At 41.8% G+C, this 23,718-nt stretch carries 20 protein-coding genes; 9 read left to right on the forward strand and 11 right to left on the reverse strand.

Annotated features, from left to right (window positions below; genetic code table 11):
• Positions 1–5 precede the first annotated feature (5 nt).
• Together malF and malE are read right to left on the reverse strand one after the other, a co-directional pair.
• Positions 6–1,577 carry a maltose ABC transporter permease MalF gene (gene malF / locus DPF90_RS01180; RefSeq protein ID WP_114783826.1) on the reverse strand — a complete coding sequence of 524 codons (1,572 nt, stop codon included), beginning with the start codon at positions 1,575–1,577 and terminating at the stop codon, positions 6–8.
• A gap of 70 nt (positions 1,578–1,647) precedes the next feature.
• Complete coding sequence (gene malE, locus DPF90_RS01185; RefSeq protein WP_114783828.1) at positions 1,648–2,832, reverse strand: maltose/maltodextrin ABC transporter substrate-binding protein MalE; 1,185 nt, start codon at positions 2,830–2,832, stop codon at positions 1,648–1,650.
• Between the two features lie 748 nt (positions 2,833–3,580).
• Between malE and malK the strand changes: the two genes are divergently transcribed.
• Positions 3,581–4,702 carry a maltose/maltodextrin ABC transporter ATP-binding protein MalK gene (gene malK, locus DPF90_RS01190; protein WP_114783830.1) on the forward strand — a complete coding sequence of 374 codons (1,122 nt, stop codon included), beginning with the start codon at positions 3,581–3,583 and terminating at the stop codon, positions 4,700–4,702.
• Positions 4,703–4,776: 74 nt separating this feature from the next.
• Here malK and hutZ read toward each other — a convergent pair whose 3' ends face one another.
• Positions 4,777–5,307, reverse strand: coding sequence for a heme utilization protein HutZ (hutZ, locus tag DPF90_RS01195; protein WP_114783832.1), 531 nt, complete (start codon positions 5,305–5,307; stop codon positions 4,777–4,779).
• Positions 5,308–5,324: 17 nt separating this feature from the next.
• On the reverse strand, positions 5,325–5,870 hold the full coding sequence (gene hutX, locus DPF90_RS01200; protein ID WP_114783834.1) for a heme utilization cystosolic carrier protein HutX: 546 nt from the start codon (positions 5,868–5,870) through the stop codon (positions 5,325–5,327).
• 133 nt (positions 5,871–6,003) lie between these two features.
• On the opposite strand from hutX, the gene DPF90_RS01205 reads away from it, so the two are divergent.
• From DPF90_RS01205 to DPF90_RS01235, 7 genes are all read left to right on the forward strand, one after another.
• Positions 6,004–6,774: an energy transducer TonB gene (locus DPF90_RS01205; protein ID WP_240314434.1), complete on the forward strand. Its 771-nt coding sequence runs from the start codon at positions 6,004–6,006 to the stop codon at positions 6,772–6,774.
• A 2-nt stretch (positions 6,775–6,776) separates the two neighbouring features.
• Entirely contained in the window at positions 6,777–7,454 is a 678-nt protein-coding gene (locus DPF90_RS01210; RefSeq protein ID WP_114783836.1) for a MotA/TolQ/ExbB proton channel family protein, read from the forward strand.
• Complete coding sequence (locus DPF90_RS01215; protein WP_114783838.1) at positions 7,451–7,867, forward strand: ExbD/TolR family protein; 417 nt, start codon at positions 7,451–7,453, stop codon at positions 7,865–7,867. The genes DPF90_RS01210 and DPF90_RS01215 overlap by 4 nt, the downstream gene beginning before the upstream one ends.
• A 9-nt stretch (positions 7,868–7,876) precedes the next feature.
• Positions 7,877–8,731: a heme/hemin ABC transporter substrate-binding protein gene (locus DPF90_RS01220; RefSeq protein ID WP_114783840.1), complete on the forward strand. Its 855-nt coding sequence runs from the start codon at positions 7,877–7,879 to the stop codon at positions 8,729–8,731.
• 11 nt (positions 8,732–8,742) lie between these two features.
• Positions 8,743–9,777, forward strand: coding sequence for a FecCD family ABC transporter permease (locus DPF90_RS01225; protein ID WP_114783842.1), 1,035 nt, complete (start codon positions 8,743–8,745; stop codon positions 9,775–9,777).
• Positions 9,777–10,559 (forward strand): heme ABC transporter ATP-binding protein, encoded by a 783-nt coding sequence (locus DPF90_RS01230; protein ID WP_114783844.1) that lies wholly within the window; start codon positions 9,777–9,779, stop codon positions 10,557–10,559. Before DPF90_RS01225 ends, DPF90_RS01230 begins: the two co-directional genes overlap by 1 nt.
• 415 nt (positions 10,560–10,974) lie before the next feature.
• Positions 10,975–11,670 carry a MaoC family dehydratase gene (locus tag DPF90_RS01235; protein ID WP_114783846.1) on the forward strand — a complete coding sequence of 232 codons (696 nt, stop codon included), beginning with the start codon at positions 10,975–10,977 and terminating at the stop codon, positions 11,668–11,670.
• Positions 11,671–11,703: 33 nt separating this feature from the next.
• On the opposite strand, the gene DPF90_RS01240 is transcribed toward DPF90_RS01235, so the two are convergent.
• Both DPF90_RS01240 and rnb read right to left on the reverse strand, forming a co-directional pair.
• Positions 11,704–12,531, reverse strand: a complete 828-nt coding sequence (locus tag DPF90_RS01240; RefSeq protein ID WP_114783848.1) for a phosphate ABC transporter substrate-binding protein — start codon at positions 12,529–12,531, stop codon at positions 11,704–11,706.
• A 196-nt stretch (positions 12,532–12,727) separates the two neighbouring features.
• A complete protein-coding gene (gene rnb, locus DPF90_RS01245; protein ID WP_114783850.1) occupies positions 12,728–14,710 on the reverse strand; it encodes an exoribonuclease II in 1,983 nt (660 codons plus the stop codon).
• Positions 14,711–15,207: 497 nt separating this feature from the next.
• Between rnb and DPF90_RS01250 the strand changes: the two genes are divergently transcribed.
• On the forward strand, positions 15,208–17,103 hold the full coding sequence (locus tag DPF90_RS01250) for a DEAD/DEAH box helicase (protein WP_114784254.1): 1,896 nt from the start codon (positions 15,208–15,210) through the stop codon (positions 17,101–17,103).
• 156 nt (positions 17,104–17,259) lie between these two features.
• Here DPF90_RS01250 and DPF90_RS01255 read toward each other — a convergent pair whose 3' ends face one another.
• The 5 genes from DPF90_RS01255 to DPF90_RS01275 form a co-directional block, all read right to left on the reverse strand.
• Positions 17,260–18,732: an aerolysin family beta-barrel pore-forming toxin gene (locus tag DPF90_RS01255; RefSeq protein WP_114783852.1), complete on the reverse strand. Its 1,473-nt coding sequence runs from the start codon at positions 18,730–18,732 to the stop codon at positions 17,260–17,262.
• 345 nt (positions 18,733–19,077) lie between these two features.
• Entirely contained in the window at positions 19,078–19,479 is a 402-nt protein-coding gene (locus DPF90_RS01260) for a hypothetical protein (protein WP_114783854.1), read from the reverse strand.
• Between the two features lie 136 nt (positions 19,480–19,615).
• Positions 19,616–20,545: a hypothetical protein gene (locus DPF90_RS01265; protein WP_114783856.1), complete on the reverse strand. Its 930-nt coding sequence runs from the start codon at positions 20,543–20,545 to the stop codon at positions 19,616–19,618.
• Positions 20,546–20,641: 96 nt separating this feature from the next.
• Positions 20,642–21,649: a hypothetical protein gene (locus DPF90_RS01270; protein ID WP_114783858.1), complete on the reverse strand. Its 1,008-nt coding sequence runs from the start codon at positions 21,647–21,649 to the stop codon at positions 20,642–20,644.
• Between the two features lie 389 nt (positions 21,650–22,038).
• A complete protein-coding gene (locus DPF90_RS01275) occupies positions 22,039–23,292 on the reverse strand; it encodes a zinc metalloprotease (RefSeq protein ID WP_114783860.1) in 1,254 nt (417 codons plus the stop codon).
• Positions 23,293–23,718: the final 426 nt, after the last annotated feature.

Raw genomic sequence — 23,718 nt, forward strand, 5'->3', positions numbered from 1 at the left:
TCTCCTTATTCCTGAGCGACTTTGGTGACACGAAGATTAAGCAATGCTAATGCCCCGACGAGAAGAAAAATCAAAGTTGCAATTGCACTTGCCAAACCAAAGTTTTGTCCACCTGCACCTTCAAACGCAATTCGATAGGTATAATTTACCAATAAATCCGTATGACCGGCTCGCTCTGTCGTGCCTATCATGTTAGGGCCGCCTTGAGTAAGAAGTTGAATCAATACGAAGTTATTGAAGTTAAATGCGAAGCTCGCGATAAGAAGAGGTGTTAACGGCTTAATCATTAACGGCAAAGTAATTCGACGAAAGTTATCAATGAAATTTGCTCCGTCAATCGCTGATGCTTCGTAGAGATCATCAGGAATGGCTTTTAAAAGTCCCATACATAAGATCATGATGTAAGGAAAACCAAGCCAAGTATTAACGATAATGATCATGACTTTAGCCATCAAAGGATCGGAAAACCAGCTAGGGCTAATTCCAAAAAGAGCCTCTAATACCATATTGATCTCGCCAAAACTTTGGTTAAATAAGCCCTTAAAAATCAATATTGAGATGAATGCAGGAACGGCATATGGTAAAATCAAAAGCACTCGATAAATGGCGCGACCTTTTAACGCTTCCCACTGAACGATATTCGCTAGAACTAAGCCTAGGATGAGAGTGAGCCCAACACTCAAAGCGGAAAAAACCACAGTCCAGACGAAAATACTGACAAATGGCTGTTTAATACCATCTTCTTTCCAAACGCGTTCAAAGTTGTATGTCCCAACCGTCACAATATAGCCAGGTGAGACCGGAGAACCTGTAAACTGTCCCTCGTCATTGACTGGTTGGTAGAAGCCAATTTCATTATTTGGACGCAGATACTGCTGAGTCTCATTGTTATATAAAGTTTCACCATCAGCTTGCAGTGTATAAACTGGTCCCACGGCAGCAAACTTACGCAGTCCGCTCATTCTTACCACTTCTCCTGACGGTAAGTGAAGTGCAAGGCCACCAAGCAAAGACTTGTTTTTTATGATGGTTTTTATTGCTTCTTTTTTCCCCTCAACTTGTTTTGCAAACGATAAATATAGCTCGGAGTTCAACGTCTCCAAATCTAACTCATCGGTTACAAACAAACTGTCCGCTTTAGTGATTGCAATACGATACCCTGTCGATGTACGAAATAGCGAGAACGGATAGCTTTCACCACTTTGGTAAGTGCGTTCAAGTAAAACAGATTGAGCACGCTCAAAAGACAGTTGATTTTTAGCACTGTAGTTAGTGAAAGAAAGGCTTACCGTATAGGCTAGAGGAAAAAGAATAAATAGTATCATTCCGGCGATACCCGGATAGATATAACGATGTGCATAGGTTTTAGCACTGCCAAAAATGAACAAGGCTAGTGCAGTGAGGGTAAGGGTAAGGAGCGCAAACGCGAACTCACCTCTTGAGTACATCAATATACTAGCGTAGCCGTTGATAATGCCTAACACGCCCAAAAAGGCCCATTTGATCAACACTTTTTTGTTAGAAAGCGAGCTGACTCCTGGCGATGGCATGGTAACCGTGCCTTGAACTGACTGCATATAATATCCTGCTCACGATGATAGAAAAACGAAGGAAGGCTCATCCCCCCCCTTCTCGATACCAAGTTAGTTATTGCGTCATTCTTTTTTCAGCTGTTTTCAATGCTTCAGTTACGCTTTGACGTCCATCAACCACATTATCTAGTGCATCTTTCATGCTATACCAAAAGGTCGTAAACTGGGGAATGTTTGGCATTATCTCTCCATTCATCGCATTATCCATTGTTGCGGCAATACGAGCATCTGTGTCAACCAACTTCTGGAATGATTTTAAAGCCACTGCACCAAGTGGTTTATCATCATTAAGACTCTTAAGCCCCTGATTAGTGAGCAAATAGTTCTCAAGAAACTCAACGGCCAGCTCTTTGTTTGGAGAAACCGAGCTTATTCCTCCAACCCAAACACCGACAAACGGCTTTGAAGCATGACCATTGAATTTAGGTAATGTCGTTACTCCATAGTCAATTCCTGCTTTATCTATATTCGCCCAACCCCAAGGGCCATTGATGGTCATAGCAACCTTGCCAGCCGCAAACTCTGACTCAGAAACGGAGTAGTTCATATCAGCAGAAATAACCTTATTTTTAATCATGTCATTGATAAAGGTTAAAGAGGCTTGAACTCCATCTTTAGCCACTCCTACATCGTTAATATCATAGCCATCTTTGACTTGCTTAAACGCATACCCACCATCGGCTGATAAAAGCGGCCAAGTGAAATAAGCACCATCTCGCAGTGGCCACATAATGGCTTTTTTACCTGACTTTTGAAGTTTTGCATTTAAGGCTGGGATCTCTTCCCACGTTTTTGGCGGTGCAGGTAATAGTGCTTTGTTATAGATTAAAGAGACGGACTCGACAGCAACAGGATAGGCTATTTTTTTACCTTTATACGTAGCGGCATCCCACGCAAAATCAACAATTCCTTGCTCAATTTCTTTCGAGGGTTTGACTTCGGCAAGTAATCCACCTTCTGCATAACCACCAAAGCGATCATGAGCAAAAAATATAATATCAGGCCCTTCTCCGGAAGCGGCAACTTTAGGGAATTTTTCCTCTAATTTTTCAGGAAAAGCCACCGTGACTTTAATATCTGTATCTTCTTCGAAACGCTGACCTATTTGAGCCATTCCTTCATAAGCTTTATCCCCTCCTACCCATATGGTCAACTGCCCCTCTTCGATAGCCGCATTCACACTTATGGAAGTAAACACCGACAGGGCGGCTAGAGTTACTTTAGTCAGGGGGTTTCTCATGTTCACATCCTTTTTTGTCTTTGAATTATGAGCTCAAGCTATTTCAGGGGTTATTACCCACTGGGATAACTAATTCTCGCCAAATTATCAATTAGCTCATCATCCCATCTTCTACGCCTCGCCTATTATGGCGTATTTTCGTGATCTGCATCGATGAACAAAAATGACATAAATCACATAAAATACGCATGCCGTGATCAAATTCACCAATAAGCTCTGTATTTCTTTGAATTTGATCTAGACACACCATCAAACAACAGATGCATCTACTCCCTCACTACTCCCCCCAGATAGACAAGGACTAGGAGGATGTATAACAATAGTCAAAAAAGCAAACTAGCTTGGTCCCAGAGCGGACAAGTAGGAACCTTTCCAGTTTTTATCAGACTTTTCTAGCTAAGTCGAAAAACTGGATTACATGGCCAGGAGTCGCCGTAATAGGCAATAATCGTGTAACATCACATACACCAAATAGCGATTTTGTTAGTGAGTCTGATACGGTTATTTTCACGTAGGGGAACGGACTCTGTATTGGCGATGGCGGGTGGTGTGAACTCCACCACCCTAATTTCTTACATTGAACCCAGCATGTCGAGCAAGCACTAGCTTTCGTAACAACTTGATAGTTACCTGTGACCATATTTTACGCCCAGTGGTGATTTCCATCGGTGCAGCTTAATATAACCACACATAGATAATTGATATGCAACCTAATAAAAAGATAGAATTTTGATCAAGGACAAGCGAGATGGCAAGTGTCACATTAAAGAATGTATCAAAGGCTTATGGCGACGTATTAATCTCAAAGAATGTTGATCTAGACATAAAAGAAGGCGAGTTTGTTGTTTTTGTCGGTCCTTCAGGGTGTGGTAAATCAACGTTACTGCGCTGTATTGCTGGTCTCGAAGACATTACATCAGGAGAGCTTTATATTGACTCTAAACTGATGAATCATATTGAGCCATCTAAACGTGGCGTCGGTATGGTTTTTCAATCCTATGCTCTATATCCGCATTTAAATCTGTATGAAAATATGTCATTTGGTCTCAAGCTCAGTAAAGCAGATAAGAGTGAAATTGATAAACGTGTCGAACACGCAGCCGATGTACTCCAACTCAGTCATCTGCTCGACCGACAACCCAAAGCTTTATCTGGCGGTCAAAGGCAAAGAGTTGCTATCGGGCGAACTCTGGTGTCACAACCTAAAGTGTTTCTACTCGATGAACCTTTGTCCAACTTAGATGCTGCCTTGCGGGTACAAATGCGTTCAGAAATCACCAAGCTGCAACGAAAGCTGGGGTGTACCATGATCTATGTAACACATGATCAAGTGGAAGCGATGACAATGGCGGATAAAATTGTCGTTCTCGATGCCGGTTATGTTGCACAAGTTGGCAAGCCATTAGAGCTTTATCATTATCCAAGTAATCGTTTCGTTGCTGGTTTTATTGGTTCACCTAAGATGAACTTTATTAGTGTTTTCATTGAGGCGGTAGAAGACGATAAAGTCATGGTTCAGCTTGCCAATGGCACCGCATTTTGGATCCCAGTTGACGGAACAAGCGTCACAAGAGGTTCACGTATGTCACTGGGAGTTAGACCAGAACATTTGCTGCCATGTGGTCAAGGTGATGCTTCAATTGAGGGACAAGTTAACATCGTCGAAAAACTCGGAAATGAAACTCAAGTTTACCTACATATTGGCGCAGCCGACGCAGATGTTATATATCGCGAACCAGATACCTTAGACATAGAGGTAGGTAATAATTTCATTATTGATATACCCGCCAATCGCTGCCATCTATTCCACAGTGATGGGAAAGCGTGCCAGAGACTCTTTAGAGAGGCAGGTGTCAGCTTTCCAGATTAATCTCGATCATTGAAAACGAGAACATATCGATTAAAAAGCCGAAGCAAAAAAGGAGCATCATGTGCTCCTTTACGCTAAGACTGCTGCACTTTTTTATGTCCTTGTTCCAAATGAACAAAGTCAACGAGATCATCACAAGACACTTGATAAGCCTGACCAAAACCCTTCACAAACAATCCCTTTTTAGGTTGCATTTTAAATAAAATAAAGTCCTGTAATTGACATAAGTTATCAATAATGTCGCCAAATCGTTCACTCATTTGTGTGATAACATCATTCCATAAAGGTGTGTCTCTTTCTACTACCACTGCAGTAGCATCAAACGTCAGACGTTTACGAGCAAAAAGTTGTTTGGAATGTCCTTCATCTTCGATCATCATAATCGAAACATTGGGGCTCACAAGAAGGTTACGAGCGTGGCGGGCAATGTCAGATATTAATACAAAATACCCATATTCATTTTGTACAAACGGCGCATAACTGGCATTAGGCTGACCTTGCTCATCAACAGTAGCAAGTTGAAGAGTGAGACAATGTTGACGAAGCTCTTGAATCTCGGGACCCAAGCGTCCTTGTAAACGCTCTTGTTTAACGTGATCATCCATATATTATCTCCTTGTTATTATGATGATTGATTTATCGGATTTTTATTTTCTACGATTGATATTACTTTAAGTCTTCTTGCCACTGCCTTAAACGCGATTACCTGTTCAGGAATTAACTCTCTCTGATCATTTCTACCCAGATAAACTTTGAATATGTTGTTCCCCTTTTCGCAGAAGAAACCAAAATAGTGACTCTCGCGACCTCTGAAAGGTTTGCTAACCAAAGCTATATTAACCACATTACTCAGCTTTAAGTGGCCATGTAACTCTCCACTTTTTCCCATCAGATTGTAATAACCTCTTGCAACTTTACCTTTTGGGAAAGGCGCCTTTACTTCAAAAATTGAACCAAAGGAATGCACAATAGTCGTCACAGGGCCAAATCCAACCAGTTTTTCAAGATAGAATTGGGCTTGCTCCCCACCAGCAAGACCCACCATGTCATCCGGTAAAGCGCTCACAACCTCAAATTCAGAAACATTTAATACCTCAGCAATTTCTGCGGGTAATAACGCTGGCTCTGCAAAGACCAATTCGGCCACTTTTTCCTTCAATGTCTGCATATATGTTCCTCATAGCACCAAGCCGCTAACAACAGTGAGATACATTCCTCGAACATCAATGAGAAAGCCTTTTTACCGTAGTAACAGCCTAGCGTGACAAAATTCACGCAATCATAGAAGTACAGAAATGATAATGCAATTGATAATTGATATTATTTGCATCTTGTTAGATAATTTATCTCTTGAGGATTTTTGTCATAACACTGATATGCATTTAAATAGGTATGTGATTGCGGGTAGTCTATCAATTGCTATCCATAGCATGATTTTTGGAGTGGAATTTGAGCCTAAAGCCTATGTCATACCTGTAGGCAATGCACCTTCTTCAGTCTCTGTCCATTTCACATCACCTTCTGCAGAAAACCAAAAGAGTGAGAGAGCTAGGCCCAAAACAGAGCAAAACTCATCAACAACCTCACAAGTCACTGATGATGTCAAAAGACGATTAGCTACGGCCACGTCTGTTAATAAAAAAGATAGCGCTAAGCTTGTAAGTAAAAAAAAGGTCAGCGAACAATCAGACAAACCGCAACAACAGCCAGACAGAGCAGTTCATAAGCCCACAGAAGAAAAAATTGATCAACCTCAACTTGCAAGTTCTCATCAGGGCGCGACCACAAAACCCGTGTTGGTGGACAAACCAAGTTTTATATCCAAGCCAGTCCAACCCATTTACCCTAGGTTGGCGAGAAAAAGAGGATTAACAGGCGTGGTTACTTATGAAGTTTGGTTAGATGAAGATGGCCAGCAAGTGTCTCAACAACTCATATCGTCTTCAGGCCAAACTATCTTAGATAAATCCGCACTAAAGGCGATAAAGAAGTGGAAGTTCTCTCCACACAGTATCAACGGCCAGAAAATCGCTCATAGAGTCAGAATTCCCGTACGTTTCAATATGGATTAACAATGGAACACATAAATTACCTCCAGCAACAACTGGGCCTAATGACATGGCCACTCATCTTATGCTCATTCGTAACAGTAATGATTGTACTCGAACGCCTCATCCAGCTTTGTATCTACTCTGGTAAAGGAAGAAAAGCCATTCACGCCGAACTAAAGCAAATCTCCCCTTCAAATGTTCAACAAATTACTCGCCTTGCTGAAAAGTTTTCTCACAATCGACCACCTCTCTATCAGGGCGTTTCCATCTTGCTCCAACATCATTGTTATCCGAAAAATTTACGCGAAGATACCGCTGGTATGTGGTTGGAAGAAAAACGTCTGCAACTCAACTCAGGCCTTCGTCTTCTTGGCTTAATTGGCGTGATAAGCCCTCTAATTGGGCTACTCGGAACTGTACTTGGTCTGATAGAGATGTTTAAAGGTGTTGCAACATCATCAGGTAACATTACTCCAAATGACTTAGCCGATGGCCTAGGTATCGCAATGCGAACAACGGCGGCAGGCCTACTCATTGCCTTGCCAGCTATCGCAAGTGCTCAGCTACTTGGCCTTTGGGCAGACAAGGTAATGGCTAAACTGGCGCACACTCTCAATTTTACTAACCTCTGGCTAGAGGGGGTCGAGTTTCAACAAGCAAAAACTCAACCATCCCCAGCCTCTCATGAGGCGATGCCATGATCAAAGTGAATCGACAATCGAATCCCATTAGCTTAACACCGGACTTAACACCTTTATTAGACATTATTTTTATTGTTATGGTTTTTTTGATGCTAACCGCTGCCGTCAAACTTGATTCTCTGGAGGTAAAGTTACCCACCATAGACTCGCCAATGACAACGAGTGTGGAAAACCAAGTAATCACACTGAACATTTTACCAACAGAGCCTTACTGGGCATTAAATAGTCAAGAGTATTCAGATTGGGACTCTTTCTCCCATGCAGTGAAGCAGGCATATCAATCTAATCAAAAATCTATCGTTATAGGAGCGGAAAAAACGGCAGATGTGCAGCATTTAGTAAAGTTACTTGCCTTTCTGCAAGAAAATAATATTCAAGCTGCCCAGTTACTTACCCAAGACACAAAACACTAAGGTCAAGCTATGCTCAAACCTATCATTGCTAAAGGCGTCACCACGCTTTCCCTATTTCTTGTTACAGCATCAACATCAGCAAGTGACAGAATAATTAGTGCCGGTAGTGCTGTCACCGAACTACTGATCGCACTTGATAAACAAGACCAAATCGTAGCAGTAGATATCACTAGTGAAGTGCCATCAAAAAATCAACTGCCCAAGATTGGCTATCACAGAAGCCTTTCCGCAGAAGGTCTACTTGCTCTTAATCCAACCCTTGTTATTGGCTCTGAAGAAATGGGTCCCAAAAATGTGTTAGACCAAATATCCAATGCAGGGGTGAGTGTTGATGTGATCAATTCATCACCCACACCTGAAGGCCTATTAGAACGCATCGATGACATTGCCTCAATCACTCACAGTGAAAAGAAAGCACAAGCTCTAAAGGCCAACATACAACAAACCATTCAAGCGCTAGAGACAAACCGCTCAACATTGCAACGAAAGCAAAAAGTGTTGTTTCTTCTCGTACATGAGGGTCGACCTGCAAATGTTGCAGGCGCAAACACGGTACCAGACGCAATCATTCAATTAGCTGGTGGTTTAAACCCAGCAGCGCAAAAAATTGATTCGTATAAGCCGCTCTCTACAGAATCAATGTTAGAGATGCAGCCTGACATCATATTAGTCAGTGGCCGAAGCCTTGATAAGATCGGCGGGATAGAGACCATTTTTGACAAAATGCCTCTCCTTGCTGCGACACCGGCCGGAAAAGCCAAAAACATTGTTCCAATTGATGGACACGCAATCGTTGGTGGTTTGGGTTTAAAAAGCCTCTCAGAGGCCGAGCGTTTAAACAAAATACTTAATACAATGAAGTAGAGCTCTTTACTATGCTACGTCATACCTCCCTTTCTTCAATACTCATTGTTTTAAGCTCATTTATTTTACTTACCGCTGTCGGATCTATTAGTGTCGGTCCCATGAATATCAGCTTCATGGATAGTCTAATGAGTGTCGTAACACATTCAAACCAGCTTCCTGATCATATTCATATGGTCATCCATGAAATTCGTCTACCACGAACCCTGCTGTGTATACTTGTCGGCGCGATATTGGCAATTTGTGGCACAGTAACCCAAGGATTGTTTCGCAACCCTCTCGCTGAACCAGGCATTATAGGGGTTTCTGCAGGCGCATCTCTCGGCGGAGCCGTCGCGATCGTCCTATTTTCTGAATACAACACTGATTACCCAAATGTTATTAATATCATTGCTGTCCCCTTATTTGCATTTTTGGGTGCCATAGTGGCCACTGGTTTTGTATATCGATTAGGTACTAACAAATTAGGTACGTCTGTGACCATCATGCTATTAGCGGGTGTAGCAATAACTGCTCTATCTTTTGCGGGCCTTGGGTACATCAATTTTATTGCCAACGACCAGATGCTGCGAGACATTTCATTGTGGCAGATGGGATCGCTAGCCGGCGCGAGTTGGACCAGTATTTTACTTTGCGCCACTACTCTTTTCGTATTGCTAGTCTGCTTCACACGCAATGCAATGCCTTTAAACGCTTTACTCTTGGGTGAAGCGGAAGCTGCTCATCTCGGGATCCCAGTACAAAAGCTCAAGCGTTTGTTGATGTTATTAACTGCGATCGGGGTTGGCGTCGCCGTTAGTGTGTCTGGCATGATAGGTTTCATCGGTTTAATCATTCCTCATTTAGGCCGCATGTTGTGTGGCCCCGATCATCGCTCCCTGGTACCAATATCAGCCTGCCTAGGCGCATTGCTTCTTACGGTAACCGATATGATTTCACGCACAGTGCTTGCGCCGGCCGAACTTCCGGTAGGAATCGTCACCGCAATGATTGGCGCTCCATTTTTTATTTACCTCCTATTTAAGCAAAGAGGAAAGATTTTTTAATGAATAGTCATGCACTTTGCGCAAACAATATCTCTGTACGCGTAGGCTCACGTCTCATCCTCAACAATGTGAGTCTCGAAATCCGTGCTGGCGAAGTTACCGCCCTCTTAGGACCAAATGGTGCAGGTAAAAGCACGCTACTAAAAGTACTTTGTGGTGAGAGACAATCCAACGCCGATATAGCCTATTTTGGTAAAGAAAAAAATCTCTGGGATGCTAAGGAATTAGCCAAACATTTAGGCATGTTACCGCAGCAAAATACGCTCACTTTTCCTTTCTCTGTGCAAGAGGTCGTCGAGCTAGGCGCAATTCCCTTAACATTAGCCAGTAGTGAAGTGCGAGATCTTGCCCATCACTATATGAGGGTGACTGACGTCTTCCATCTTGCCGAACGGCTCTACCCATCTTTGTCAGGAGGAGAGAAACAGCGAGTGCACTTAGCTCGTGTTCTCGTGCAATTAGCACAGTCGGGGGAGCGTAAAATATTAATGCTTGATGAACCGACTTCAGCTCTGGATCTCACACATCAGCACAGTACTTTATCCAAAATGAAACAGCTAGCAGATGAACAAAATACGGCGGTAGTGGTGGTGTTACACGACCTAAATCTTGCCGCACAATATTCTGATCGTCTTGTCATACTCAACGAAGGCATCATAGCCTGCGATGCATCCCCCGAAGACGCTTTGTCCGCAGAGATGATTATGTCGGTGTATGGTTATCGCTGCATGATAGGAAAACACCCTATGCTAGAATTCCCTATGGTTTATCCAGCTCCTTAACATTGCGTTAGCCTAAGGGAGAACAAATATTGCCGCCTTAGCCAAACCATTTCTCTCCGCATTAACAATACAATGAAAAAAGAAAAGAGCTTAAGGTATGATAAATAAAGCTAATAGCTTGGTTCAACCTATCTTGGCACGAGTTTTGTTTGGTAGTCTAGACCATGGATTGTCTACGTGCTGAGCGGGCATCGGAGCAATGAATAACTTTCGTTCTCACACAAGACGATTATCTAGGGTATGTACTCTAGTGACAATCATCTAATAAAATAATGTTTTATTGCTAAATAGCTGATAAATAAAAACAATGTAGCAGTCAGAAAACATGTGTACGCCCGAAAGTCGTTGCGCACAATTGTGAAGTGATTCAAAATTAAAAAGTTGACGTATATTAATATCAGATTTCTGAGGTTTTATGAAAGTCGCAGACCTATTCAAACATCGTGGTGAAAAGTCGCAATCCGAGTTTATGCAGTGGATGTCTCCTGCCGTGCGTGAATATTGGGATGAGTTTATACAAAAGACAAATAACCACCGCTATTTATTTGCACGTTTTTGGGACATGCAAAGACCAGCGGTCAATGATGAGGTCCAGGCACCCAACGCATCAAATGATGTTGAGAATAAGCCGGTTGAATTAAAACCTGAAGCACAGGTACTTTACGATCAGCTTAAAGAAAAGCTTGGCCAAGTGATTCATACAGGCGAGTGGCTTGAAATCTCGCAGCAACGTATTAATCAATTTGGTGAAGTCACTGAAGATATGCAGTGGATACATACCAATCCAGAGCGTGCCGAACTTGAGTCACCTTTCAAGACAACAATTGCACATGGTTTTTTAACTCTGGCTATGCTTCCAAAGCTCACAGACAGTGTCAACCCAGATCATTCCCTTTTCCCAACAGCCAAAATGGTGGTCAACATTGGTCTGAACCAAGTACGTTTTCCATATCCAGTCAAAGCTAATAGCCGCGTTCGCGCTGTCAGCAAGCTATCTAAAGTGACACCTATCAAAAAAGGATTGGAGATAGAACGTGAAATCAAAGTTGAGATCGAAGGGGTTAGACGCCCTGGAGCAGTTGTTGTCTCAGTAATACAACTTCATTTTTAAAGAGGGGCCAGCATCCCCTCTCCCGTAACTTATCTATTTGCTAATGGGTGTATATCCGTATTCGCGGATTAAGCCCTTCGCTTGCTTTCCTTGCAAATATTCAACAAACGATTTCGCTTGTTCACCTAATTCAGAGCGTTTATACAGCACCAAAAAAGGTCGAGATAGACCATATTTATTTGTCGCTATAGTTTGAGTACTCGCTTCTACTCCATCGAATTTAATCGCTTTTACCGAGCTATCTACAGAACCAGTTGATATAAAGCCTATCGCTTGCTTGTTATGGCTGACCAAGGTTTTCACCATACTATTACTGTTCACGACCAAATTATTTTGACTGATTGAGGAAACTTGTCGACCATTGACTATCTTAGTTAGCCCAAGAAGATTCTCAAAGCTGTACCTAGAACCAGATGAAGCCTCCCGAGTCACAACTGCAATTTTTTGATCAAGACCACCCACTGAGTTCCAATTGACTATCTTGCCCTTATAAATGTCAAAAAGCTGCTCTCGGCTGATATTGCTGATCGGATTGGATTTATTCACAACAACAGCAAGACCGTCATAAGCCAAAGGAGTGACAGTGAGAGATTCATCTTGCTCGCTCTCTGTCAAATAACGAGAGCTCATACCTATGTCGGCGACTCCTTTTTTCAATAAGGTAATACCTGCTGTTGAACCAATCCCCTGTACTGCGATATAGGTTTCAGGGTGGCTTTGATGAAAGTCTTCAGCCAACACATCCATCACGCGCGCTACTGAGGTCGAGCCTGACACATTGACCTCACTGGCTACCACTAGGTTAAAACTAAAACATGCGCTTAATAAAACAGTGAAAACAGTGAAAACAGTGCGAATCATAACAATCTCCGATTCAAATAAAGGATATACACTGCTGGCATAATATGTAGGTAAGGTTACATTTTTGTGAAAAGTATTGATTTAACGGTGATTATGAGAGAAATGGGTAAAGATCCAAAATCAGTGTTTTGGTAAACAGAGTGATTAGGGAAGCGGATAAGTAAGTAATGAGCCCTTACTTATCCATCTCGCTTTACTAGGTTTCTTTTGCCTCAGAAAATACTTCAACAGGCTTAGCTACAATACTACGAGTTTCTTGATTTACCTCATTTAGCACAACCTTAATGATATCACCTGCTCGGTAAACAATCTCATCGTCGATAGACACTAATCCAAGCTCTGAATTACATTTTAAACGCTCTTTATTGGCCAATATTAGAACACCAGGTATAAATGCAACCGCACCATTTTCGAGTAAACGAACGCGTAACCCTGCTCGAGAAACATCAAAAATTTCACCATGAAATTGGGTACCTTTTGCTGGTTCTTCCGCTAAAGTGCGCACATATAGCCAATCAGCGACATTACGTTCCGCCGTTTTATGGTGTTTACGGTGCAGGGCTAATTCATCGCCAAGATCACCATCAGCAGTTTGAACCGATGCTTTGCTCATAATATGAGCTTTCAACATTCTATGGTTGACCATGTCACCATATTTACGAATCGGTGAGGTCCAAGTAGCATACAATTCAAGCCCCATTGCATAATGAGGTAGAGCTTGATTACCAATTTCGCTATACGCTTGATACTTGCGAATACGGTGTTCGAGATAACTGGTATCTTGCTTAGCTAACCAACGGCGAAGCTCAGAGAACCCAGCCAATGTAGCAATGCCCTCTATGGTAAAGGTCTGCTCGCTGTTTTCGCTGTTGATAAGATCGATAACATCACTCAGCTTATCCTGTTTAAAACCAGAATGGGTATTGAACACGCCTGAATCGAAACTAGACTGAAGAACTTTACCTGCGCAAATATTTGCAGTAATCATACATTCTTCAACTATTTTGTTTGCGCTACGACGAATGTCTGCATGAATAGCAAGAACATCATTATCTTCGCTAAGTTCAAAACGGTAGTCTGGGCGATCTGGGAAAACAACGGCATTTTTCTCGCGCCACTGAATTCGAGCCTGCGAACACTCATAAAGGGCGTTTATCACTGAAGCTGTGCTGCTATCAGGTTGCCATGACTGTGACTCGCTGTTTTCCAGCCAATCTGAAACATTATCGTAAACTAGACGTGCGTGGGATTTCACAGTGGCTGCAAAAAACTTAACGTCATCGCCTAGTTCACCGTCAGCTCCAATGTGAACAGAACAGCAAAGCGCGGGTCTTAACTCATTTTCTACCAAAGAGCACAGGTCATCAGCTAACTCTCTTGGCAGCATAGGAATATTGCGCCCTGGTAAATAAATAGTAAATCCACGTTGACGTGCAGTTCTATCCATTTCAGAGTTTGGGGTAATATAGGCCGTAGGATCAGCAATCGCGATCATTAACTCATAGCTTCCATCATCTCGCTTCTGAGCATACAGAGCATCGTCCATATCCTGAGTCGAAGCACCATCAATAGTGACAAAAGGCAAGTGCGTCATGTCTAGACGCTCTAGATCAGCGTCATCCTTAATCTGCCAGTTTTCTATGCCTGGAGGCTCGGTATTGGGTAATTCATTTTGTGCTAATGTCACCCACCAAGGCGCTATTTTGTCATCGGCATCCGTAATCTTTTCTGATATTTCGACCAAAAAGCCATTATCGTCAGCCAATGGGTGTTGGATTAGATGGGCAACAATCCAGTCCCCTTCCTTCAAATCGTCCCGCTTTAAGCCCTTTGTGACCTTAGCTTTAAGCGATAATTTTTTAAGTTGTGGATGATCAGGGTTAACGTTTAACTTACCTTTAAACCACTTAACTCGACCGATAAAACGGTTAATGCCCTGTTCCAATAGGGCTTCTGGCTCTGCAACTTCGCGCTCTTTTTCGGTACGAATAATGGCTCTTACCTTATCTCCATGCATACATTTTTTCATGTACGGTGGCGGAATAAAGACACTCGTTTTGTTATCGACCTCCAAAAAGCCATAGCCTTTCTCAGTCGCTTTAATCGTACCTTCTTTCTTAGGAAGGTTTTCTTGTATCTGCTGCTTCAGTTGAGCCAGTAGGGGATTATCTTGGAACATGCAAACTTCTTAACTAATTCGTTTTATTTTCTGGATGTATCACATTAACCAGTACATTTACAGCTGATTAAACCAATTGCGGGGTTCAACCCGTCACAACCACATCCAGTCGAGCCAATTTGTGTATCACATTTTACTAGGTAATGCCCCTAATGTATATCGCAGAAATTGACCACCTAATTCATATGAACTTTACTAATTTATTATGTATATCAATGACAAACACCGAGTAGGCCTGTATCTATCTAATGAACAAAGCGCTGGAATCTTCTGTTCTTAATCAATCAAAACTAGGAAAAAATTGTGATGTATTTCAATTTTTTCTGGATTTTTTTATGGTTTTAAGGAATAATTCGCCCCCCTTAGATATGTCCCTAGCGGCTTGATGCGATTTACGACTTATCCGCATCTGAACGGATTCAGCACTCACTGGATTGGTAATGGAATTGGTAGAGCTCGTGGGACCTTTTGTTGACATTTACTTTAGTAGGATCCCAATGACAGATTCTGTAATTCAGTTTAGCGATTTAGCGCTAAATGACGCTATCCTTTCTTCTCTAGACGGAATGGGCTTTGTATCACCAACCCCTATTCAAGCTGCTGCTATCCCTCACCTGATGGAAGGCACCGATGCACTAGGTAAAGCTCAGACTGGTACTGGCAAAACCGCAGCATTTTCACTTCCACTATTGAACAAGCTAGATCTGGCTCAACGTAAACCTCAGGCTATTGTTCTTGCACCGACTCGCGAACTAGCGATCCAAGTTGCTGCAGAAATGAAAAACCTAGGCCAAAACATATCCGGTCTAAAAGTTCTTGAGATCTACGGTGGCGCATCCATCGTTGATCAAATGCGAGCGCTCAAAAACGGTGCGCACATTGTTGTTGGTACACCAGGTCGTGTTCAAGACTTGATCAACCGCGAACGTTTGCATCTAGACGAAGTACATACGTTTGTTCTCGACGAAGCAGACGAAATGCTAAACATGGGCTTCGTCGACGACGTTACAGAAATCATGGAGCATGCTCCTGAGTCTGCTCAGCGTGTTTTGTTCTCTGCAACTATGCCTCCAATGCTAAAAAACATTGTTGAGCGCTTTTTGCGTGAGCCAGTGACAATTGATGTCGCAGGTAAGAATCACACTGTAGATAAAGTTGAGCAGCAATTCTGGGTTGTAAAAGGTGTTGAGAAAGATGAAGCAATGTCTCGCCTGTTGGAAACCGAAGAAACTGACGCGTCTATTGTATTCGTTCGCACCCGTCAAGATACAGAGCGCCTAGCAGACTGGCTCTGTGCTCGCGGCTTTAAAGCTTCAGCGCTGCATGGTGATATTCCACAGTCTCTACGTGAGCGTACTGTTGATCATATCAAACAAGGTGTGATCGATATTCTTGTTGCAACGGATGTTGTTGCTCGTGGCCTAGACGTTCCAAGAATCACTCACGTATTTAACTATGATATTCCTTTTGATGTAGAGTCTTACATTCACAGGATTGGCCGTACAGGTCGTGCAGGACGTAAAGGTAAAGCGATCCTTTTAGTTCGCACCAATCAGATCCGTATGCTTCGTACTATCGAACGTGTGACTAAATCATCGATGGAAGAAATCCAACTTCCACTGCGTGATAAAGTGGCAGAAGCTCGCTTAGTTAAGCTAGGTGCTGAACTAGAGCAAGATAAAGAACATAAATCTCTAGAAAAATTCACTGAGCTAGTAGAAAAGCTTCAGGAGACTCTAGAGCTAGATGCAACCACACTGGCGTCAATCTTACTTAAGCGTCAGCAAGGTAAACGCCCATTGTTTTACATTGGCGAAGATCCGATGATCCAAGCAATCGAACGCGACAAACAACGCCGTAAAGAGCGTCGTGAAGGTGGTAGAGATGGCCGTGGTAGAGATCGTAGCTTCAACAATCAAGATTGGGATACATACCAACTTCAAGTTGGCCGTGAACAAGGCGTTCAGGTTAAAGACATCGTTGGTGCATTAGCCAATGAGCTTGGTCTGACTAAAGGCTCAATCGGCGCTATCAAACTTGCGCAAGGTGAAACTTACGTTCAGCTACCTAAAGCAATGCCTTCTGAAACTGCGGGTAAACTGCGTAAACTACGTATCCGCCAAAAGCAGGTAGATGCTGTCGTGTGTGACTTTGACGATTTCCGTGAGCCTCGTGGACGTCGTGACTCAGGTCGCGGTCGTGATGGCGGACGTCGCGATGGTGGTTTCCGTGGCAATCGCGAAGGTGGTCGTCGTGAAGGTAACTTCCGTGGTAATCGCGAAGGTGGACGCCGTGATGGAGAGCGTCGATTCGATCGTAACCGTGGTGGCGACAATCGCGGAAACTATCGCGGTGAGCGTGGTCATAATCGTGACCGCCGTGCAGAAGCATAAGATATTCAATATATCACAGCCTATAATTGCTTAAATCTAAGGTGAACCAATTGGTTCACCTTTTTGCTTTTATTAAGCCCAAATCAAATAAACAGAGCAGCTAAGCTGCTCTGTTAGGACTGACATCTGCCAGCGAAGCTGGAATTCAGGTTTCGATTATTCGGCAGGTGTAATGCTTAGGTGAGCATCAGTAAAGCCAAGCTCTGCTAGTTCTTGCGCATCAAAGTTGGTTGTGATTTCGACATCACCAACTTGTTCACTGACCAGAGGCTCCGCTGAGCGCTTAACGCGATTACTTATCGGTGTGGCTTGACCAATTTCTATCGTACCAGCAAATTGTGATTCCGCATTAAAATCACCAGAAACACGAGAGTAAAATGGACGTAGGCTCTCTCCTGTCACAGTTTGCATATTTTCTAAGCCATTTTCAGTGATAGCCCAGCTCCAATCCCACCATTTGACTTCACCCGGAATATAACGGTGGTCCCATTGATAACGAATATCTGCTGATTTGTCGCTACCACGTCCCATAGTAAAAGTGTGTTTTACGTTAGGACGGTCATCTGGGTGAGAATGCCAAGCATTACCACTCCAACGTAAAAATCCATCAAATGTGACATCATAACTTACATCCGCACCAAAGCTGTATGGATAAGAAATACTCGAGCGATAAAGTTCGACACGAATTGGGATCTCAGAATTAGCAGGCACAGTTGGTCTTGCTTGGAGCGTCACCTGCTGGCTAGTTGAGGCGCCATTAGTGTTAGAGAAACTCTGATTAGCTTCAATTGAAATCGACAGCTTAGTCTTACCAACCAAAGGCCACATAAATTCATTTTCTGTGGATACCGATTGAGCAAAACCATAGGTGTCAGTTTTAGACCAATTGGTTGACTCATCCAATGACAGATCCACCACCACCTGCTGTGGAATGTCACTTCTATTGCGAGCAATCGCAGTCACCGTTTTTACCAGCTGGCGATCAGATTCGGTTATGTCACCGTGGGAGAAGTCGCTATTGTTGAGAGTATACGCAAAATTATTGATTGTGATTTTGCTTTTTTCATCACAGCGGTAGCCGTCGCACGAGCCATCCTTATTGCCTTGAATCACCCAACCGTCGCCTTCACGTCTAACATCCATATCTTCGCCGACAAATTGGCTATGGTTGCCACTAACCCAAGCGTAACCAAGGTAATGAGCAAGATAACTCAATGGACGCACAAAGTTAGCGTGATCAGTTACCAGCGCATACTGAATGTCTACCTCATCACCTTCAGGAATGGATGCCTTAGGCATAGTGGTAATTTCAGACACCGCATTAACAGGGTAACACCAAGTGGTACTATTGGGAGTATCCTGCTTGATTCGACCGTGATAGCCAGGTCCCATGATCACCCAGTCATCTTTTAACCCAGTAATTTGCCACTGACCCATGCGAGAAACAATGTAGTCCTTTTGTGCATTTGCTTCGAAGCGGTCTATCGGGCGGTAACCCGTACGGCAGACATCTTCACCCAGTTGATCCGTAACCAACTGGTCAGGATAAATCTTAGCCTGTGCGTTTGCAGACAGAACGGAAATAAGCACGGATGGAATCAAAACTTTAAAAGTATTGGATGTTCTCATAGCTCACACTCCTACTGTTAGTTCAGTCAATAGTGATCGCATAAATAGAATCAATAGTAAACAAATAAATTAACAATATTAACAATAGTGTGGTTCAGGTATCATTTTTGTTTAAATATTCACCAAAAATATATAAACAGTCAGTTGATTTGTGTCAAGTGGGGAAGCTAAATCAGCATTGAGTGGCCTTTTAAAAGCACTCAGGCCTTTCCCAGCCTGAAACACATAGTCCTAGAAGGGGTATTTTAGAGGTTGCGTTACAAGGATGTTTCAAATGTAAAGCATTGATTTTACGAAGAGGATTAAACGGCGCCAAAAATTAAAGATTGGCGCCAGAGTGTTTTGTTAGGATTGTAAACGCTCGATTTTTCCGTTTATGTCTTCACGATACTTATCGAAGTTCTTAACCTTGGTGAGTTTACCCCCACAATTAATAGCCACAAGATATGCTATTAGAGATATCAAGCTAATAAAAATAGACGATATATCCTCCCCATCCGAAGCGATATTCATCAGCTGGTAAACCTGTGCAATAGCAATCAAAGCAAGTACCATAAGAATAGACTGACCAATGTAAATCATCAGATACTTGTTATCACTGTGCAGTTTTTCTATTTGCTCAAGTCGCTGTTCCAAAGATGAAACCTTTTTAGCCTTACCCCAAACCCAAATTTTAATTACCCAACCTTGATAGACAGGTATCGTTGCAATCAAACCAACAATTGCTACAAATTTTTCGAAAGTCATATTTTTCCTGTTGTCTATGCCTACAATTTAAACACAGGTGCATTTTTTTGCATCTGAATCGAATGACTTGACTTGTAAGTTTTTAATTAAACACAAAAGAATTTGTAGTATTTTAATCATGTGCTAACTTGTTCTGTTAATCAGTTGTTCCATAAATATCTTTTAAGTATAAGTACTCCGCCTCATCTGTGTTCATAGATGCTGAAAACCAAGACTTTGCATTACTCTCATTTCCCATTACTAAGCTAACTCTCCCAATGAAAAATTCTAAAGCCGCTTTACTTGATGAGTTAATTCTCGATGCGTGTTGGACAACTAAACCCAGAAAGTCATAATATTTTTGAACTTCTTCTTGCGTATGGGAGTTCATCACCAATGAGTAAATATATGGACCTTGGGTATAGTATGTAAAATCATTACCGGTTGAATATCGACTAACTAGTTGAGGAAAATCAACTTTTGTTGCTGCAAGTGTCAATTGAGTTGATTGGTCGATGCGAGCACTCATTAATGTATATATACCATTACTACTTATGGATAAGCTTAAACCAACAACCATAGCAGCTACAGTCGCAGGCACCATAGCAGAATCAAAACGCTTAACGATACTTGTATCTTCCTTTGATTCCAAAATAGACTTGAACTGGTCAGGAGAACGAATAGTCACCTCTGGCTTATTAGGAATATGAAATCTATCTTCCATAATAGTTGTGATAGACACATAGTCTTTAAACTTCAAAAATGGGATTTTAACTTCTATGCTGTCTCCCAATTCATCAATATCGTAATCTAAACCCGTAGTAGAGTTAACACCACTATTCTTTATATCGACACCTAAAGACTTAATCCTAATCGTAATATTTTTGACAGTTTTAGAGGAAGGGTTATGCACCTCAATTACATTTGCGCCGATCTTGTTATCATTCAAAGTAATTGGGATAGATTCCTTTATTGAATAGCTCAACTTAGGCTTAATTTTTTTAAAATACTCAACTGTAATTCCAGCCAAAACTGTTACAACTAATGTGACTATTGCTGTGGCAATAATCATTTCGATATTTTCCATACTATTCAAACTCTCTAAGTATTTGGTTCTACCTGTCTACAGGAGCCAATACGAAAGACCTAAGCGACAGTTGTATTATCTATTTATCTGGCTTTATTAACTGATGAAAATTTGCTTAGATAGCTCATTTGAGACTAATGCAACTGTAATTGAGAAAAGAATATAAGCGATTGACTTCACTATATTCTTCTTGACGCTAGATGATGACTCTGTCGCTAACCGACGATCAGCACCTGAAAAGTCTATGTAAGAAAGTTGATAGATGCTATCAAGATGCCGCTCAGATTTGTAACCAATAAACCTACCAAATTTAAACAGAAGAAAGTTAAATAAAAAAGCTATCAACACAAATGAGGCTGTGGTTGTAGGTTCTGGGTTCTCAAAATAAGAAGACACATGTTGATTAGTGAAATATGCTCCTATTGCAAGAAGACTATACTGACCTATCAGGGGTAGATATTTCGACGTCGGCCTAACCCATTTTAGGACTGGGTTCATACTAGTAACTTCTAGGCAGTCAATCCAATTTTTAATAACAGACATAAATGAGTTAGCGACTGTAATATCAACAAAGTCTACAGAAGCTCTGCACGTAAACTTACTTTCAAACTGCCACAAAGGAATAGAGAAAGGAATGACATCGATTTGCTCTTTCATCCCTTCAACCTTTGCAGAGCGTGAAGCAAGTAATATGTTGATTCTGTATTCCTGTGGTTTATGGGTCTGTGGTAGAACTACAAGAAGATTGTAACTAATAGCAACTTCTTCAACGGGTTGCCCCTTTGAACCAGCATGTGCCATAAATCTCTCTATGGAGCTAAATCTTTCGCTAGAATCATTTACATACTCAACTGAGAATGAAGCATTGGCCGACTGCACATTATATTGAGTAGTAGACTGAATAATCCGGTGATGTAGTTGACTGATATTATCCATCGTAAGAATAAACGACGGGTTAAAATCTTCAGTTACTCTTTCAGACTTACCTGTAATTTCATTGTAGAATGCTTGGGCTAGCTTAAAGCTGATAGCCTGATTCGAGCTATCATCTCCAAGAATTATTTCTTTATCCTCAGGTGTTTCAGAAGTAATTATCTCTGTCATTGTTCCTCCGACTTTTGCACAGATAATATTTTTTATTACCGGTCGTTTCTCTTTCGGAAAGCTCAGATTTCACCGAATCTACCATAAGCAAACAATAAATAAAAAATATGAAACAATTTGCAAACATTAGATCACATAATAAATATCAAAAACACATAGGGTACAAATTACCTCTGTCTCCATCTCAGTCCTGAAGAACCGAGAGAACATTTTGTTTCTTGGTTTCAATTAAGATTGATAAGTACTGATATGACCCAATACTTAGATGAGAGAAGTTCTCTCTGCTCTGGGTGTTACAAGAACATGTTCATCTCAATGAGCTGCGCCAACTACTGTGTTTCCGTTTGATTAGAGTAATTGACCAGCTCATCTGAGAAATCAACGGCGCTTTAATCAGTACTTGCTGCTGGATGGGTTGATTGATAAAGCTTACCTATCATCAGCTTATCTAAATCTGAAAAAGCATCATTGTTCTGGTACGATATCAGGCCACCATTCGGCAGACTGTTATAGTTCATTATCGACTGAACCTGATTACTTTGGTGTCGCAGACCAAATGCGTGTAATGCTTCATGTATCACCACATGGTAACTGTGGTTCCAAGTAAATAGCCTACCGGTATTGGTGATAAACTCATTTCTCCCATTCTGGAAGATGGTGTATGCACCTTGTGATGCTTGGTTAGGATCTCGTTTGAAAACCATCTTAGCCTTGCTTAAATCACTCGTGTACTCAAAGCTTGTACCCTCATATCCTGCACCAACTAACGCGTTAGCTAATTTGTTGAGTTGAGTGGTTACCTCTGTCGTTTCGAGATTGATATCATTTTGAGCCCAACCGCTGAGATTGGTAAAAGAAGGATCGAACCCATAATAATTTTTCTGACCTAGCTGAAGTCTTCCTGACTGGTTTGAACCTCTTGGATACGTTTCAAGCTCTTTTGAAAAAACGACAAAGTTCTGATTTGTGACAACGTCTCTCTGATTACTAGCGCTTACTTCTTTGTTATCGTGGTCGTTATAAAAGAAGTGGATCGGCTCTATGTGTTCTGCCGAGAAGAAATTATTGGCTATCTCCTCCATGGTGAACCAAATGGGTTTGGCTGTCGAAAGGCTGCTACCTATCTCAAACTTATGGTCAGCCTGTGCAGAAATATCGAAAGAAAGGTAATAGTGATAATCCCGACCGTGACCACCTTGTTTCTCTTCACTAACCACTTCGTTTGAAACAATATCGCTAAATGCTGCTGGCGCGGTTGACGACCGATGTGCACGACTAAAGGCTATCTTTCCTGTGTCATTTTCTAGAGCGTAGTTATCAGCGACGACACTACGCTGACCATAGTGAACGCGTAAAGTTAGATGATTCTTGATGTAGTCAATAACAGTACTACCTGCTTTGACTATCTGCTCCTTTCCAACTTTGGAGATATGAATTCTTAACTTATACTTCAGCCTTAACTTGCTGACCTTATAATACCCGTCACTATTCAGTGCCCCGACATTATCGTCAGTACTGATGGTCAAAGGGGAGTCTTGCCAACCATTTGAACTGTAATCATAAAATGACAGTCCAACTTTCTCAGAATGTAATTCGACAGCTGGTTGTTCAGATTCTCTGGTTTCTACTGCATCGGTTACCATGGTCGATTTCCTTTATTCAACGTTTTTGTGGAACTCATTATTACGTGGCTCACTAACGAAAACCTGCCCCAAATAAAGTCATCGCCAGTACAACAATTTCTACCACTGGCAGTCATCATACTCCCCACACATACGAATCTAAACGCTTATGTGTGCATATGAGTTGATCAAGAACATGGAATACGATAAAAAAGCAAATCACTGATAATATTGTCTTTAGATGATAATATTAGCCGTAAAAGTGACGGATTTTAAACAAAGTACAGAATTGCATAGTGAGTCCCATCACCACATCAGTGAATAAAGTTAAGATTCATGGGAAAACATAAACATACATCCGATATAGAGTTTTACTCCATACCGATACATGCTAAATTCCTATTGATTATTAACTCAATTAATGTAGTTTGGAATATTATCAACACA

The sequence above is a fragment of the Vibrio tetraodonis genome (assembly GCF_003350295.1).
GTDB lineage: Bacteria > Pseudomonadota > Gammaproteobacteria > Enterobacterales > Vibrionaceae > Vibrio > Vibrio tetraodonis.